This window comes from Mesorhizobium sp. M00.F.Ca.ET.216.01.1.1 (genome assembly GCF_004010325.2).
Lineage (GTDB): Bacteria > Pseudomonadota > Alphaproteobacteria > Rhizobiales > Rhizobiaceae > Mesorhizobium.
Map to the genome: position 1 here is coordinate 23,367 of NZ_SADR02000009.1, position 15,507 is coordinate 38,873.

Sequence of the window (15,507 nt, forward strand, 5' to 3'; positions counted from 1 at the left end):
CGGCTTCGTCCATAAGCGCGCCGTCGAAAGACTTTCGCCGCGCGCGAAACGGCCCTCCACAAGCCATGAGGACATCATGACCGCCTTCAAACCGCTTGTCTTTTCCGGCGTCCAGCCGACCGGCAATCTGCATCTCGGCAACTATCTCGGCGCCATCAAGAAATTCGTCGCCCTGCAGGAAACTTCCGACTGCATCTATTGCGTCGTCGACCTTCATTCGCTGACCGCGCAGCTCGTCCATGAGGACCTCGCCGACCAGACGCGTTCGATCACCGCGGCGTTTCTTGCGTCGGGCATCGACCCGAAGAAGCACATCGTCTTCAACCAGTCGCGGGTCATGCAGCACGCCGAGCTCGCCTGGATCTTCAACTGCGTGGCGCGCATCGGCTGGATGAACCGGATGACGCAGTTCAAGGACAAGGCCGGCAAGGACCGCGAGAACGCCTCGCTCGGCCTGCTTGCCTATCCGAGCCTGATGGCTGCCGACATCCTCGCCTACCGCGCCACCCATGTGCCGGTCGGCGACGACCAGAAGCAGCACCTGGAGCTGACGCGCGACATCGCGCAAAAGTTCAACAACGACTTTTCCGATCGCATCGCCGCACTCGGCGTCGGCATCGAGATGCAAGTCGGCGAGGAGACAGTGAACGGCTATTTCCCGCTGACCGAGCCGATCATTGGCGGGCCGGCGGCGCGCATCATGAGCCTGCGCGACGGCTCGAAGAAAATGTCGAAGTCGGATCCGTCGGACCTGTCGCGCATCAACCTGACCGACGATGCCGACACCATCTCGAAGAAGATCCGCAAGGCCAAGACCGACCCCGAGGCGTTGCCTGGCGAGTTGGACGGCCTCGTCAGCCGGCCCGAGGCGGAAAACCTCGTCGGCATCTATGCCGGTCTTGCGGAGATATCGAAGGCGGACGTGCTGAAGGAATTCGGCGGCCAGCAGTTTTCGGTGTTCAAGCCGGCGCTGGCCGACCTCGCGGTGGAAAAGCTGGCGCCGGTCGCCGGCGAAATGCGTCGCATTTCCAACGATCGCACCTATGTCGACGCGGTGTTGCGGGATGGCGCCGAGCGCGCGGGCACACTGGCCGAAGCGACGATGAAGACCGTGCGCGACATCATCGGCCTGCTGCAGGGCTGATCTTTGAACTGATCTGCACCAACACCACCACACCCGCCGGTCGCTTGCGGCCGGTCTGTGGCGGTGGCAGATTGCGGCCGAAACCATCGGACAGGTAGAATATGGTCTCCAAACGCCTTAGCCGCGAAGCCGGCCACCGCCGCAAGTTCCTGGCGATCATCGACGACACGCCGGAATGCGAGCGCGCCGTCGCCTACGCCTCCAAGCGGGCGCAGAGCACGAACGGTGTGCTGGTGCTGCTCTATGTGATCGAGCCGGACGATTTCCAGCACTGGCTGGGCGTCGAGAAGATCATGCGCGAGGAGTCGACCGCCACGGCGCGTGCCGCACTCGACAGCTATGCCAACAAGGTGCGCCAGAAGCTCGGCATCGAGCCGGAACTGGTGGTGCGTGAAGGCAAGCCGACCGACGAGATCCACAAGCTGATCGAAGAGGACCAGGATATCGCCATTCTGGTGCTGGCGGCCGGCGCCGGCAAGGAAGGCCCGGGTCCGCTGGTCGGCGCGGTGGCCGGCAAGGGCGCCGCTTTCCCGATCCCGGTCACTGTGGTGCCGCAGAACCTTTCGGACGAGGAGATCGACAGCCTGGCCTGAGCCTGCACAGGATCGATTTTTCCTCGGCAAAACATTCCGCTGGCAAGCCCTTCCGGCAACGCGTTTCGCTTGAATGTCCAACCGATAGAGCCTATTTAGAATTGTTCCAAACTATCTGCCCGTTACGGGCATGGAGACGGCCATGTTCATCCAGACCGAATCGACGCCAAACCCGGCGACGCTGAAATTCCTGCCCGGCAAGGAAGTGCTTCGCCAGGGCACCGCCGATTTCCGCGATGCCGAGAGTGCTGTCGCGGCCTCGCCGCTGGCCGGCCGGCTGTTCGATATCCCGGGCGTCACCGGCGTCTTCTTCGGCTATGACTTCGTCACCGTGACCAAGGACGGCCCCGACTGGCAGCATCTGAAGCCGGCGATCCTCGGCGCCATCATGGAGCATTTCATGTCGGGCGCGCCGGTGATGGCCAATGCCGGCCCCGCCGCCGAAACCAGCAAGACCGGCGAATTCTACGACAAGGCCGACGAGGAACTTGTCATCACCATCAAGGAACTGCTCGACACGCGGGTACGCCCTGCAGTTGCCCAGGACGGGGGCGACATCACCTTCCGCGGCTTCGAGAACGGCACGGTGTTCCTGCACATGAAGGGCGCCTGCGCCGGCTGTCCATCATCGACGGCGACGCTGAAGCACGGCATCCAGAACTTGCTCCGGCATTTCGTGCCGGAAGTACAGCATGTCGAGCAGGTCTCTTAAGCGCCAGTTCTCTTTCAAGCAGCCAACAAAAAACCGGGCCAAAGTGCCCGGTTTTCTGTTTGGGACGTCCGTTGTTGCCTGGACGGTCCGCGTATGAAAGGTTTTACAAGACAATGACCTTGGCGCCGACTGATGTGCGGTCGTAGAGGTCGATGATGTCCTGGTTCATCAGCCGGATGCAGCCCGACGACATCGCCTTGCCGATCGAGTTCCATTCCGGGCTGCCATGCAGGCGGTAGCCCATATCGCCGCCCTTGTTGAACAGATACATGGCGCGCGCGCCGAGCGGGTTCTTCAGGCCCGGCTCCATGCCGCTGGCGAATTTGGCAAGCTCCGGCTGACGCTTGATCATCGGCGAGGGCGGCGTCCAGGTCGGCCATTCGCGCTTCAGCGCGATATGGGCGGTGCCGTGCCATTCAAAGCCTTCGCGGCCGACGCCAATGCCGTAGCGCATCGCTTCGCCGTCGGCCATGACGAAGTAGAGGAATTTGTTCTGCGTATCGACGATGATGGTGCCCGGCTTTTCCTTGGTGTCGTAGCGCACCGTCTGCCGGCGATACTTCGCCGGCACCTTCTCGATCGGGATGCGCGGCAATTGATAGCCGGCATCGGTCATCGCGCCATAATTGTTGGAGAACATCTGCGAGCCGATGGTGCTGCACCCGGCGATCGCGGTCGACAGCGCGAGAGCCGCGACGATTGCAAATGACTTCACGCGCATGAATAGTTCCGATGCCCCGCCTGAGATGTAGCGACACGAGTCAGCCGCTTTTGTTGCCATTATTCATGCTGGCATTTTCTTTGCTTGCCAAGCGGGCGATGCCTACATGCAGGGGCTTGCACGCCGGTAAGCCCGCGACTATGGCATTTCGGCAACACGCCCGACAGGATTGTGAAGCAAATTCAATGGGGCGGTTTCAATGGCCGCCGACCGGACGCGACAATGGCGTTCGCGAAGACGGCATTCGGGTGCGATGAACCCGATCCAAGAAAACGGGTTCAAACCGTGAACAAAGTCTGGCATGGTAGCCGCCATGCCAATCATTTCGCCTCTACCCATCAACCCTCTTATCGACGGCCGCCAGTCGGAGCGTGCGCTGTTGGTGCGGCGCGGCGTGCAGCGGCTTTTGATGGAAATGGGCGCGCATGTGCTGCCCGAACTGTCGCTGGCTACCGGCCGCCGTGCCGACCTCGTCGCGCTGACCCGGCAGGGCGATATCTGGATCATCGAGATCAAGTCGTCGATCGAGGATTTCAGGGTCGACCGCAAATGGCCTGACTACCGGCTGCATTCCGACCGCTTCTTCTTCGCCACCCATCCCGGCGTACCCTCGGAAATCTTTCCGGAGGAATGCGGCTTCATCCTCTCCGACGGCTATGGCGCCGAGATCCTGCGCGAAGCGCCCGAGCACCGCATGGCGGCGGCAACGCGCAAGGCGCTGATGCTGAGGATCGCGCGGGCCGGCGCTTCGCGGCTGCTGGCGGCCGAACTCGCCGGCGTCCCGGTGCCGGCGCTGGACGATGAGAGCGAGTAGGTTCGGGTGCTTCGGTTCAGCGTTCGCCAGCGTCAAATGGCAATTCTACTCTTCACCCTCGTCCGCCCCATCTGCGGCCGGCGCCATGAGCAGCACGGCGGCGCCGAGGATGGCGGCGATGAAAGACCCGGCGAGGATACCGACCTTGACCGCGTCCTGCAGCGCCACGTCACTGGCGAAGGCGAGCAGGCCGATGAACAGGCTCATGGTGAAGCCGATGCCGCAGAGCAGCGAGATGCCGATCATGTGCGGCCAGCCGGCGTTTACCGGCAGGTCGGCAAGGCCGAGCCGGATGGCAAGCGCAGAAGAGCCGAACACGCCGACCAGCTTACCGGCGACCAGGCCGGCGGCGACGCCCAGCGTCAGCGGCTCGATCAGAGCCGCGGTGCTGAGGCCGGCAAGCGAGACGCCGGCATTGGCAAAGCCGAAGATCGGGACGACGAGGAAGGGCACTATTTTGTGCAGGCCGTGTTCGAGCCGGTGCAGCGGCGAATGCTCCAGGTCGTGGCCGATGCCGGCGGAGCGTTCGAGCGGGATGGTAAGCGCCAGCGCCACGCCGGCCAGCGTGGCATGGACACCCGACTTCAGCACCAGCACCCACAGAACGACGCCGAGCACGATGTAGGGCACCAGCGTCAGCACGCGCATGCGGTTGAGCATGACGAGCACGGCGATGACGGCAAAAGCAGCGCCGAGATAGGCGAGCGACAGGCCGCTGGTATAGAACAGCGCGATGATGAGGACGGCACCGAGGTCGTCGATGATGGCGAGCGCGGTGAGAAAAATCTTCAGCGAGGCCGGCACGCGGTTGCCAAGCAGCGACAGCACGCCGAGCGCGAAGGCGATGTCGGTGGCGGTCGGGATCGCCCAGCCGGACAGAGCGGCGGCATTGTTGCGGTTGATGGCGACATAGACCAGCGCCGGGACCGCCATGCCGCCGGCAGCGGCGATACCGGGCAGGACGCGCCGCGGCCAGGTCGAAAGCTGGCCGTCAAGCATCTCACGCTTGATCTCCAGGCCGACCAGCAGGAAGAACACCGCCATCAGGCCGTCATTGATCCAGTGCGACACGCTGAGCGGTCCCAGATAGGCATGGAGAGTGGAGAAATAGGTTTCGGCCAGCGGCGAATTGGCGACGATCAAGGCCAACGCTGCTGCTGCCATCAAGATGATGCCGCCGGCCGCCTCGCCATCGAGGAATTCACGAAAGACGGAGACCGGCCGCTGCTTCTCGTCCTGCATGTCGTCTCCGTCCCGTCGGCCGGCAGGCCGTCTTCGTTGCGTGCGATGATGCGCAAACACCGGCGGCGGAGCAAGCCTCCACAGCGCCGCGCTCCGTTGGGACGCGCAAAGGATGCTGTAGCACTTTGATTTCGCGCACGATCCGCAGCGAAAACCGATTTCGCTGGGAACCACGCGCTAGCGCGGGGCGCGCTTGGCGAGAATCCGCTGCAGCGTGCGGCGATGCATGTTGAGCCGGCGCGCGGTTTCCGAGACGTTGCGGTCGCACATTTCATAGACGCGCTGGATATGCTCCCAGCGCACGCGATCCGCCGACATCGGATTCTCTGGCGGTGCGGCACGTTCGCCCGCCGTGCGGGTGAGTGCGGCGAAAATGTCGTCGGCGTCGGCCGGCTTCGACAGATAGTCGATGGCGCCAAGCTTCACCGCCGTCACCGCGGTGGCGATGTTGCCATAGCCGGTGAGGATGATGGCGCGGGCATCGTCGCGCTTCTCGCGAATGGCGGCGACGACGTCGAGGCCGTTGCCGTCGGCGAGCCGCATGTCGACCACCGCATAGGCGGGCGGATTGGCACGCGCCTTGGCCACCGCCTCCTCGACGCTTTCGGCCGTCTCGACCACGAACCCCCTGGTTTCCATGGCGCGCGCAAGCCGCGTAAGGAACGGCTTGTCGTCGTCGACGATCAGCAGCGAGGTGTCCTCGCCTTCAATCATTGCGCCAGTCGCTTCGTCTCCACTCATCGTCATGAAATTCCTACTGCCTTAATTTTACGCAGATACAGTTCCGCAGCGCCGTTGTCCAATTTTGCCGCCTCCAACAAGACCTCAAGCCGTGTCAAACATGGTGGCCGAAGTCGATTCAGGGTTAAGGAACATGCTGCGCGGCCACGATATCTGCACGACGGCGCCCTCGCCCAGCCCGCTCGAGTTGCGAAAATCGAGCGTGGCGCCGGATCGTTCGAGCAAGGTCTTGGCGATGAAAAGACCCAGGCCCAGGCCGCCGCCAGCTTCGGTACCCTGGCGCGTCGACATATAGGGCTCGCCGATGCGGTCGATGATCTCAGGCGGAAAGCCCGGCCCATCGTCGATGATCGATAAGGTGACGGCGGCATCGTCCCAGCTCCAGCTCACGGTGACGCTCTCGCGCGCGAAGTCGACGGCGTTCTCGACCAGGTTGCCGAGGCCGTAGATGACGCCGGGATTGCGCCGCCCTACCGGTTCCGGGCCGACGCGCTCGCCGGGCCGAAGCTTGATCGAGATGCCGAAATCGCGGTGCGGGGCCGTCACCTCCTCGACCAGCGAGGTCAGCGGCAGGCGGGAGAGATGCGCCTCACCCTCTGTCGACAGGCTGGTCAAGCGCTTGAGGATTTCGCGACACCGCTCGCTCTGCGAGCGCAGCAGCGTCACATCCTCGCGGTATTTAGGGTCTTCGCCAAGCACTTTCTCCATCTCCTTGGCAACGAGCGTGATGGTGGCGAGCGGTGTGCCGAGCTCATGCGCGGCGGCGGCGGCGAGGCCGTCCAGCGCCGAAAGATGCTGCTCGCGCTGCAGCACCAGTTCGGTCGCGGCGAGCGCGTTGGCGAGCAAGCGCGCTTCCTCGGCCACCCGGAAGGCATAGATCGCGGTGAAGGCGATCGAGGAGAACACCGCCATCCAGATGCCGGCGACATAAATGAACGGCATCGTCAGCGGCGCACCCTCATACCAGGGCAGCGGCAGATGGAAGAACACCAGCAAGGTCGCCGCCGAGATCACCAGCGCGCCGAGGATGGCGGTGAGCCGCAGCGGCAGCGACGTCGCCGAGATGACGACAGGCACGGTCATCAGCACCGAAAACGGATTGGTGAGGCCGCCGGTCATGTAGAGCAGGCCAGCAAGCTGCAGACTGTCGAAGGTCAGGATCGCGAACGCCGGCAGCGGGGTGAGCCGATGCGCCGCCGGAAACCGGAAGGTCAAAAACAGGTTCATCCAGGCCGAACAGGCAATCAGCGCGAAACACACGCTGACCGGCAGCGGGAATTTCAGGCCATAGGCAACGCCAAGCACCGTCAGGCTCTGGCCGACGACGGCAAGCCAGCGCAGCCTGATCAGCGTATTGAGGCGCAGCCGCTGGCTTTGCTGGAAGTCTGGCGCGTTGAGGATGTTGATCATGGCCAGGGATTATAGCCGGGAAACGGCCGGGGGTAGACCATGATGTTTCTATCTCCAGGCATCAGGTGCCGCGCGGCTTGGCGCGGCTGGTGGCGGCAGCCAGCAGCGGGTTCTCTGGCCAGACATGCTTGGGATAGCGGCCGCGCATGTTGGCCCGCACATCGGCCCAGGAGCCGCGCCAGAAGCCGGGCAGGTCGCGCGTCGTCTGGATCGGCCGGTGCGCCGGCGACAAAAGCTCGAGCGTCAGCGGCACGGTGCCGCCGGCGACAGCGGGATGCCGGTCGAGACCGAAGAGTTCCTGGACGCGGATTGCCAGCACAGGCCATTCGCCATCGTAGCGTATCGGTACCCTGCTGCCCGATGGGGCGTCGAAGTGGGTCGGCGCCAATGTGTCGATCCGGCGCTGCAGGTCATGCGGCACCAATGTCATGAGGCCGGCCGAAAGTGTGCCGGGATCGATCGCCGAAAAGGAAGCTGCGCCACCCAAAAAAGGCAGCAGCCAATCGTCGAGGTGGTCGAGAAGTGCGATGTCGGAAACGTCGGGCCAGGGTGCGCCGAGGCCGCGATGCAGCCAGCCGAGCCGCTGGCGCAGCGTCTCCGCCTCCTTGCTCCACTCCAGCAGCGACAGCCCGTGCTCACGCAAGGCGTCGAGGATGGCAAGATCCGCATCGGCGCCGTCCGGCGCCGGCAACATGCGTTCGGACAGCGTGATGGCGCCGAGGCGAACGGTTTCGCGCACGCGCACCGCACGCCGGTCGCGGTCGAAGCTCGTTTCGCGGCGGGTCTCGATCCTGTCGGCAAGTGCTGCGCGAATGTCGGCTTCTGCGATCGCAGCCGCTGCAGTGATGCGGGCGTTCTGCGCCTTGCCCTGCAGGTCGGCGACGACGAGCCAGGTCTCGCCCGCCAGCGGATCGGCGGCGACGAGCATGGCGCCCGAACCGTTGGCCAGAACGAAGCGGCCGCGCTCGCCGCGCGCCCTGGCGACGCGATCCGGCCAAGCGTGGATGAGAAGGGTGCCGGCGGCCTTACCCTCCCCCTTGTGGGGAGGGTCGGCGAACGTGCTTGGCGCCAAGCGAGAGAGACGGGGTGGGGTCGGCGATGGCGTGCCCGATCCCAACCCACCCCGCTCCGCTTCGCGGAGCGACCCTCCCCTCAAGGAGGAGGGTAAGGCCTGTTTTGCCAGCCCCTCGGCAAGCTGCCGCGCGGCGGTGGCGCGCGGCGATCTCTCGGTGCGAAACCGCATCAGCCGCCGTTCGAGGTCGGCGCCGTCGCCGCCAAGGCCGCGTTCGGTGAGCAGCACGGCGAGCATGGCTGCTTCGAGCGCCTGGCCGGCCTTTGCTGCTTCGGCCACCATATGGGCGAGCCGCACCGGCAGCGCCAGTCTGCGCATCGCAGCACCTGCCTCGGTCAAGCGCCCTGCCTCGTCGATCGCGTCGAGCGCATGAAGCAGCGCCCTTGCTTCGTTGAGCGCGGGGGCTGGCGGTGGATCGAGGAAGGAAAGGCTCATCGGATCGGCGACGCCGAAGGCCGCGCAATCAAGCATCAGCCCGGAAAGGTCGGCCTCGAGGATCTCTGGCGGGGTGAAGGCGGGAAGCGCCGCTGTCTGCTCGGCCCGCCACAGTCGGATGGTGACGCCCGGCTGGGTGCGCCCGGCGCGGCCGGCGCGCTGGTCGGCAGAGGCGCGGGAAACGCGCACCGTCTCCAGCCGCGTCAAGCCACTGGCCGGCTCATAGCGCGGCAGTCGCGACAGACCGGAATCGATGACGACACGCACGCCGTCGATGGTGATGGAGGTCTCGGCGATCGATGTCGCCAGCACCACCTTGCGACGGCCGGGCGGCGGCGGCTTGATCGCAGCGTCCTGCGCCTTGTTGTCGAGCATGCCGTAGAGCGGCACGATGTCGGTGTCGGCGCCGATGCGGGTTTGCAGCCGTTCCGTGGTGCGCTCGATCTCTCGCTGACCAGGTAGGAAGGCAAGCACGCTGCCACTCTCCTCGGCAAGCGCCGAGCGGATCGCCTTGGCCATGGCGTCCTCGATGGCAACGCCGGCCGGCCGCTCGTCGTAGCGGATGTCGACCGGAAAGGCGCGGCCCTCGCTCTCGATCACCGGCGCGCCGGAAAGCAATCTTGCGACACGGGCGCCGTCGAGCGTCGCCGACATGACCAGCAACCGCAGATCGGGCCTCAGCGCGCCTTGCACATCGAGCGCCAGCGCCAGGCCGAAATCGCCGTCCAGCGAGCGTTCGTGGAATTCGTCGAAGAACACCGCCGCGACACCGGGCAATTCCGGATCGTCGAGGATCATGCGCGCGAGCACGCCTTCGGTGACGACCAGTATCCTGGTTTTCGCAGAAGTGCGGTTTTCCATGCGCATGGCATAACCGACCGTTTCGCCGGGCTCTTCACCGAGCAGTTCGGCCATGCGGCGGGCGGCAGCGCGGGCGGCAAGCCGGCGTGGCTCGAGCAGAACGATCTTTCCCGGGCCGAGCCAGGGCGCGTCGAGCAGCGCCAGCGGCACCAGCGTCGTCTTGCCGGCGCCGGGGGGCGCCACCAGTACGGCGCTGTTGCCTTGGCCGAGCGCTTCACCGAGCGCCGGCAGCACGGCGGATACCGGAAGCTCCGGCAAGGGTTTTCTGGTCATCGTCTCAAGGATACGCTGCCAATTCGCAGCGCCCGCATATCAGCGGTCGCGGTTGCCGCGCAACCGGCGTGCGTGGCCGGCTCAAGCCGGGTCCGCGAGAACGGGTTCCAGCGCACGGTGCCGAGCCTCGCCTCCTCGCGCACCATGGTCAGCAGGCCGGAGCCGCCGACGACGGCGAGCCCGACCAGCGACAGAGAATCCGGATACTCCCGGAAGAACAGTGCGCCCAGGATCACCGCCCAGACGATCTGCGAATAGTGCGTCGGCGCGATCCAGTTTGCGGGCGCGTATTTGACGGCCAGCAGTTGCAGCAACTGACCACCGGCGGTGAAGGCGCCAGCCAGCACCAGCCAGGCTAGCTGTCTTAAGTCCGGCAGCGAGAACGAGGTGACTGCTGCACCAATACCGTTGAAGAACAGGCCATAGCCGATCAGCACGCCGAGCATTGTCGTGCGCTTTTCCTGTGCGGCAAGCGAGCGCATCAGGATAACACTGGCGGCAGCGAGAAAGGCAACGCCGAACGCGGCAAGATGGCCAAGATGCAGCTCGCGAAAGCCCGGCCTGACGACCAGCATGACGCCGGCAAAGCCGGCGACCACCGCCAGCCACCGCCACGGGCCGACCTTCTCCTTGAGAATGACGGTAGAGAGGATGGTGACGCATAGCGGCGCCAGAAAGATCAGCGCATAGACTTCGGCCAGCGGAATGGTGGTGAAGGCATAGACGCTGAGCACACCAGAGGCGATGCCTGTCCAGGCGCGGGCCTGCACTGCCCAGGGCCGCTTGGTGCGCCAGAAATCGCGCCAGCGTTCGCCGGCTGGCCGGCTGAAGAGCAGGAAGAAGCCGGCAAACAGCATCGAGAAGAAACCGATCTCGAACACCGTCAACTGTCCGCCCAGGCTTTTGACGACGGCATCGCTGCACGAATAGCTTGCATAGGCGATCAGGGCGAGCAGAATTCCGTTCGTCACGTGTTTCCATTTCCGGGAGAGAGCAGAGTGAGAATATTGGCGCTCGGTGCGCATCCGGACGACATCGAGATCTTCATGTTCGGTACGATGGCCGCTTATGCCGCGCAAGGCGCAGAACTTACTTTTGCGATAGCCACCGATGGCGCCAGGGGCGGACATGGCGATCCGGCATCACTTGCCCGGGCGCGCCGCCAGGAAGCGACGGCGGCGGCGAGCCTGCTTGGCGTGACGCCGCACTTTCTTGACTTTGCGGACGGCGCGCTGGTTGCCGATGCCGCCCTGATCGGAGCGCTGAAGGCGCTGATCGGTGATATCAGGCCGGATCTGGCGATCACCCATGCGCCGAACGACTATCATGGCGACCACCGCGCGCTGTCGGACGGCGTGCGCATCGCGGCGTCCTTCGCTGTCCCGGTCCTGCATGCCGATACGCTCGGCGGCACCGGTTTTTCGCCGACGCACTATGTCGATATGTCAGGGCATTTCGATCTCAAGGCGAAGGCGATCCGGGCGCACCAGTCACAGGATCCCGAACGTTTCGTCGATGCGGCGCGGACGCAGAACGCCTTTCGTGCCGGCCAATGCAATGGCGAGACGGGCGCGCTTGCAGAGGCATTTCGCTTCGAGCCGGTCTTTCCCTTCGCCGACATCCGCGCCCTGCTGCCGCCTGCGCCGCCGATCCGGCCGGTGACGGTTAGCAACAAGGTGGTCAAATGAGCCGGCCACCGACGCACTGAGCTTCCGCCGGCCGGCAGTCACGGCCGTATCACTGCGCTTCACCTTCCAGCACCGCCATCCGCGCCATGCTGCGGCGCAGCAACGAATTCGCTTGCCTTGTTTAGTAAAAATTGCATCACTAAACAAATTACTAAACATCGGTGCGCCACCGCGTCGTCATGTTTAGGCCCCGGAGGAGGGGTTTTGCGGGCTCTTGAAACCGTCATCCGGACGCGTTTCGCAAATGGGAGGAAGGCATGAAATCGACCTTGAAACTGGCGTTGGGACTGACCTCGGCGATGCTTGCGTCGACAGCCGTCTCGAACGTTGCGCATGCGGAAGACCTGACGCTTTGCTGGGCAGCCTGGGACCCGGCCAACGCGCTTGTGGAATTGTCCAAGGACTTTACCAAAGAGACCGGCATCGGCATGAAATTCGAGTTCGTGCCGTGGACCAATTATGCAGACCGCTTTCTCAACGAGCTGAATTCGCACGGCAAGCTGTGTGACCTGATCATCGGCGACAGCCAGTGGATCGGCGGCGCCGCCGAGAACGGCCACTACGTCAAGCTGAACGACTTCTTCGACAAGGAGAAGATCAGCATGGACGACTTCGTGCCGGCCACCGTCGTCGGCTATTCGGAATGGCCGAAGAACTCGCCGAATTACTGGGCGCTGCCGGCCATGGGCGACGTCGTCGGCTGGACCTACCGCAAGGACTGGTTCTCTAAGCCGGAACTGCAGAAGGAATTCAAGGAGAAGTATGGTTGGGATCTCGCCGCGCCGGCGACCTTCGACCAGCTCAAGCAGGTCGCCGAGTTCTTCCAGAAACGCGAGATCGACGGCAAGACGGTCTACGGCGCCTCGATCTACACCGAGCGCGGCTCCGAAGGCATCACCATGGGCGCCATGGACGTGCTCTACAGCTTCGGCTTCAAATACGAAAATCCCGACAAGCCCTACGAGATGGACGGTTTCGTCAACTCCGACAAATCGGTGAAGGGCCTGGAGTTCTACAAGGCGCTCTATGACTGCTGCACCCCTCCCGGGGCGTCCAACAGCTACATGGGCGAAGGCGTCGATGCCTTCAAATCTGGCCAGGTGGCGATGCACATGAACTTCGCCTTTACCTGGCCGGGCCTGCAGAAGGACGAGAATGTCGGCGGCGACAAGATCGGTTATTTCGCCAATCCCAAGGGTCCCGACGGCGACCAGTTCGCCCAGCTCGGCGGCCAGGGCATCTCGGTGGTCTCCTATTCCGACAAGCAGGACGCCGCGCTCAAATACATCAAATGGTTTGCCAACAAGGACGTGCAAGCCAAGTGGTGGTCGCTCGGCGGCTACTCCTGTCTCAACGCGGTCGTAAAGGACCGGAGCTTCCCGGCCAGTCAGCCCTATGCGCAGACCTTTCTCGACTCGATGGCCATCGTGAAGGATTTCTGGGCTGAGCCCAGCTACGCGCCGCTGCTGCAGGCTTCGCAGAAGCGCTTCCACGACTATGTCGTGGCCGGCCAGGGCTCGAGCAAGGATGCGCTTGACGGCCTGGTCAAGGACTGGACCGCGGTGTTCCAGGACGACGGCAAGATGTGAACGGCTCCTCCCGAGCTAGGCCCAAGCGTCCCGTGCCACCCCTTGGCACGGGACGCAGTTCAGATAAATTCCATCGTCGAGACGACCCAAGTGACCGAAGCAGGACTGACCATGCTCAATCGGACTGCGGACAGCGTTGCCCGGGCTACCCCCGAGCCGTTGGCCCGCAGGGTCCGGGGCATCAGCGACAAAGGGCTGGCCTGGCTGTTCATCTCGCCGACGATCCTGCTGCTGCTGGCCATCAACATCTTCCCGCTGTTCTGGGCGATCTATCTTTCCTTCACCAACTACCGTGCCAATCGTCCCAACGAAGTGGTGAAGAACCTTGGGTTCGCCAACTACAAGCGCATCCTTGGCGACCAGGACATCTGGATCGCCATGCAGACGACGGCGCATTTCGTCTTCTGGACCATCCTGCTGCAAACGCTGATCGGCTTCACGCTGGCCTGGCTGATCGACCGGAAATTCCGCGGCCACGCCTTCTGGACGACCATCATCCTGGTGCCGATGATGTTGTCGCCGGCGGTGGTCGGCAATTTCTGGCGCTTCCTCTACGAGCCGCAGATCGGGCTGTTCGCCTATGCCGTCTCGTTCGTCAGCGGCATTCCGCCGACGAACATCCAGATGCTCTCCAACGTGTCGCTGGCGCCGTGGTCGATCATCATCGTCGACACCTGGATGTGGACGCCTTACGTAATGCTGATCTGCCTCGCGGGGCTGCGCTCGATCCCCGAATACATCTACGAGGCGGCGGAGGTCGACCGCGCCTCCAACTGGCGGCAGTTCTGGTCGATCACGCTGCCGATGGCGCTGCCCTTCATCATGCTGGCGGTGCTGTTCCGCGGCATCGAGAATTTCAAGATGTTCGACATGGTCAACCTCCTGACCGGCGGAGGGCCGGGCTCGACCACCGAGGTCGCCTCGATCACGCTGAAGCGGCAGGCCTTCGAAAGCTGGCGAACGGGCTATTCCTCGGCCTTCGCCATCATCCTGTTCGTCGCCGTGTTCGGCCTCGCCAACATCTACGTCAAGGCGCTCAACAAGGTGAAGCAGCGATGAGCCTGACATCAGCCCATTCGGTCGTCGCCCCAAGCGCCACATCGAGGCGCATCGCGGGCACGATCATTGTCGCCTACGCGCTGATCTCGATCGTGCCGCTGCTGTGGATCTTCGCCACCAGCTTCAAGACGCCGCCGGATTCGATCGCCTATCCGCCGAAGATCCTGTTCCAGCCGAGTCTCGAAGGCTACTGCAATTTGTTCACGACGCGGACGCGGCAGACGCCGGAATACATCAAGGCGTTGGGACCGGCGACCGGCCTGTGCGACGAGACAGTGCGCAAGCGCAACATGGTGATCGCCGGCCCGTCCAACTTCATGCCGCGCTTCGTCAATTCGCTGATCATAGCCTTCGGATCGACCTTCTGCGCGGTGTTTCTCGGCACGCTGTCGGCCTATGGCTTCTCGCGCTTCAAGGTGCCGCTGGCCGACGACCTCCTGTTCTTCATCCTGTCGACGCGGATGATGCCGCCGATTGCGGTCGCAATCCCGATCTACCTGATGTATCGCGAGCTCGGCCTTTCCGACACCGCGCTCGGCATGATCTTGCTCTACACGGCGGTCAACGTTTCACTCGCCGTCTGGCTGCTGAAGGGCTTCATCGACGAGATCCCGCGCGAATATGAGGAAGCGGCGATGATCGACGGCTACACGCGGCTGCAGGCGTTCTGGCGCACCGTGCTGCCGCAGGCGACCACCGGTATCGCCGCGACCGCCATCTTCTGCCTGATCTTCGCCTGGAACGAGTATGCCTTCGCCGCACTCCTGACGTCAGGCACGGCGCAGACCGCACCGCCCTTCATCCCGACGATCATCGGCGAAGGCGGCCAGGACTGGCCGGCCGTCGCGGCAGGCACGACGATCTTTCTGGTGCCGATCCTCGTCTTCACCATCCTGCTTCGCAAGCAGCTGCTGCGCGGCATCACCTTCGGCGCGGTGCGCAAATGAGCCTGACCCGGCCCGCAAAACGCAAATCGCGCTGGCCGGCCTGGGCCAGGCGCGGCCTGATGGAGAATATTGCGACGGTGACCATCGCCACCGGTTTCCTGATGCTGTTCCAGCCCTTCGCGCTGGCGCTCTACACCTATTCCTTCATCACCATGCTGGCCGGCACGGCGATGTTCATCATCGTCTCGAAGTTTCCGGAGTAGACG

At 64.0% G+C, this 15,507-nt stretch carries 15 protein-coding genes; 9 read left to right on the forward strand and 6 right to left on the reverse strand.

Annotated elements, in window-relative coordinates; translation table 11 throughout:
* Positions 1 to 76 precede the first annotated feature (76 nt).
* The 3 genes from trpS (at position 77) to EN859_RS13655 (ending at position 2,449) form a co-directional block, all read left to right on the forward strand.
* The gene (trpS, locus tag EN859_RS13645) at positions 77 to 1,144 is read left to right on the forward strand and encodes a tryptophan--tRNA ligase (protein WP_127853572.1); all 1,068 of its coding nucleotides are present in this window, start codon (positions 77 to 79) and stop codon (positions 1,142 to 1,144) included.
* A gap of 101 nt (positions 1,145 to 1,245) precedes the next feature.
* A complete protein-coding gene (locus EN859_RS13650; protein WP_127853571.1) occupies positions 1,246 to 1,737 on the forward strand; it encodes a universal stress protein in 492 nt (163 codons plus the stop codon).
* Positions 1,738 to 1,879: 142 nt separating this feature from the next.
* Entirely contained in the window at positions 1,880 to 2,449 is a 570-nt protein-coding gene (locus EN859_RS13655; protein ID WP_127853570.1) for a NifU family protein, read from the forward strand.
* A gap of 103 nt (positions 2,450 to 2,552) precedes the next feature.
* Here EN859_RS13655 and EN859_RS13660 read toward each other — a convergent pair whose 3' ends face one another.
* On the reverse strand, positions 2,553 to 3,170 hold the full coding sequence (locus tag EN859_RS13660; RefSeq protein ID WP_127853569.1) for a L,D-transpeptidase: 618 nt from the start codon (positions 3,168 to 3,170) through the stop codon (positions 2,553 to 2,555).
* A 313-nt stretch (positions 3,171 to 3,483) separates the two neighbouring features.
* Between EN859_RS13660 and EN859_RS13665 the strand changes: the two genes are divergently transcribed.
* Positions 3,484 to 3,984: an MmcB family DNA repair protein gene (locus EN859_RS13665; protein ID WP_189501946.1), complete on the forward strand. Its 501-nt coding sequence runs from the start codon at positions 3,484 to 3,486 to the stop codon at positions 3,982 to 3,984.
* Between the two features lie 45 nt (positions 3,985 to 4,029).
* Here the strand turns inward: EN859_RS13665 and nhaA are convergent, their stop codons facing one another.
* The 5 genes from nhaA to EN859_RS13690 form a co-directional block, all read right to left on the reverse strand.
* Positions 4,030 to 5,226, reverse strand: coding sequence for a Na+/H+ antiporter NhaA (gene nhaA / locus EN859_RS13670; RefSeq protein WP_127853567.1), 1,197 nt, complete (start codon positions 5,224 to 5,226; stop codon positions 4,030 to 4,032).
* 177 nt (positions 5,227 to 5,403) lie between these two features.
* Positions 5,404 to 5,967 (reverse strand): ActR/PrrA/RegA family redox response regulator transcription factor, encoded by a 564-nt coding sequence (locus EN859_RS13675; RefSeq protein WP_127853566.1) that lies wholly within the window; start codon positions 5,965 to 5,967, stop codon positions 5,404 to 5,406.
* 84 nt (positions 5,968 to 6,051) lie between these two features.
* Positions 6,052 to 7,377: an ActS/PrrB/RegB family redox-sensitive histidine kinase gene (locus EN859_RS13680; RefSeq protein ID WP_189501948.1), complete on the reverse strand. Its 1,326-nt coding sequence runs from the start codon at positions 7,375 to 7,377 to the stop codon at positions 6,052 to 6,054.
* Positions 7,378 to 7,438: 61 nt separating this feature from the next.
* Positions 7,439 to 10,018, reverse strand: a complete 2,580-nt coding sequence (gene hrpB, locus EN859_RS13685; protein WP_127853564.1) for an ATP-dependent helicase HrpB — start codon at positions 10,016 to 10,018, stop codon at positions 7,439 to 7,441.
* Positions 10,015 to 10,989 carry a DMT family transporter gene (locus tag EN859_RS13690; RefSeq protein ID WP_245525562.1) on the reverse strand — a complete coding sequence of 325 codons (975 nt, stop codon included), beginning with the start codon at positions 10,987 to 10,989 and terminating at the stop codon, positions 10,015 to 10,017. The genes hrpB and EN859_RS13690 overlap by 4 nt, the downstream gene beginning before the upstream one ends.
* 27 nt (positions 10,990 to 11,016) lie before the next feature.
* Here EN859_RS13690 and EN859_RS13695 point away from each other — a divergent pair, with 27 nt between their 5' ends.
* From EN859_RS13695 to EN859_RS13715, 5 genes are all read left to right on the forward strand, one after another.
* Positions 11,017 to 11,706: a PIG-L deacetylase family protein gene (locus EN859_RS13695; protein ID WP_127853563.1), complete on the forward strand. Its 690-nt coding sequence runs from the start codon at positions 11,017 to 11,019 to the stop codon at positions 11,704 to 11,706.
* 257 nt (positions 11,707 to 11,963) lie between these two features.
* Complete coding sequence (locus EN859_RS13700) at positions 11,964 to 13,295, forward strand: ABC transporter substrate-binding protein (RefSeq protein WP_127853562.1); 1,332 nt, start codon at positions 11,964 to 11,966, stop codon at positions 13,293 to 13,295.
* 90 nt (positions 13,296 to 13,385) lie between these two features.
* The gene (locus tag EN859_RS13705) at positions 13,386 to 14,354 is read left to right on the forward strand and encodes a sugar ABC transporter permease (protein ID WP_189501950.1); all 969 of its coding nucleotides are present in this window, start codon (positions 13,386 to 13,388) and stop codon (positions 14,352 to 14,354) included.
* The gene (locus tag EN859_RS13710; protein WP_127853561.1) at positions 14,351 to 15,301 is read left to right on the forward strand and encodes a carbohydrate ABC transporter permease; all 951 of its coding nucleotides are present in this window, start codon (positions 14,351 to 14,353) and stop codon (positions 15,299 to 15,301) included. The genes EN859_RS13705 and EN859_RS13710 overlap by 4 nt, the downstream gene beginning before the upstream one ends.
* Complete coding sequence (locus EN859_RS13715; RefSeq protein WP_127853560.1) at positions 15,298 to 15,504, forward strand: hypothetical protein; 207 nt, start codon at positions 15,298 to 15,300, stop codon at positions 15,502 to 15,504. The genes EN859_RS13710 and EN859_RS13715 overlap by 4 nt, the downstream gene beginning before the upstream one ends.
* Positions 15,505 to 15,507 lie beyond the last annotated feature (3 nt).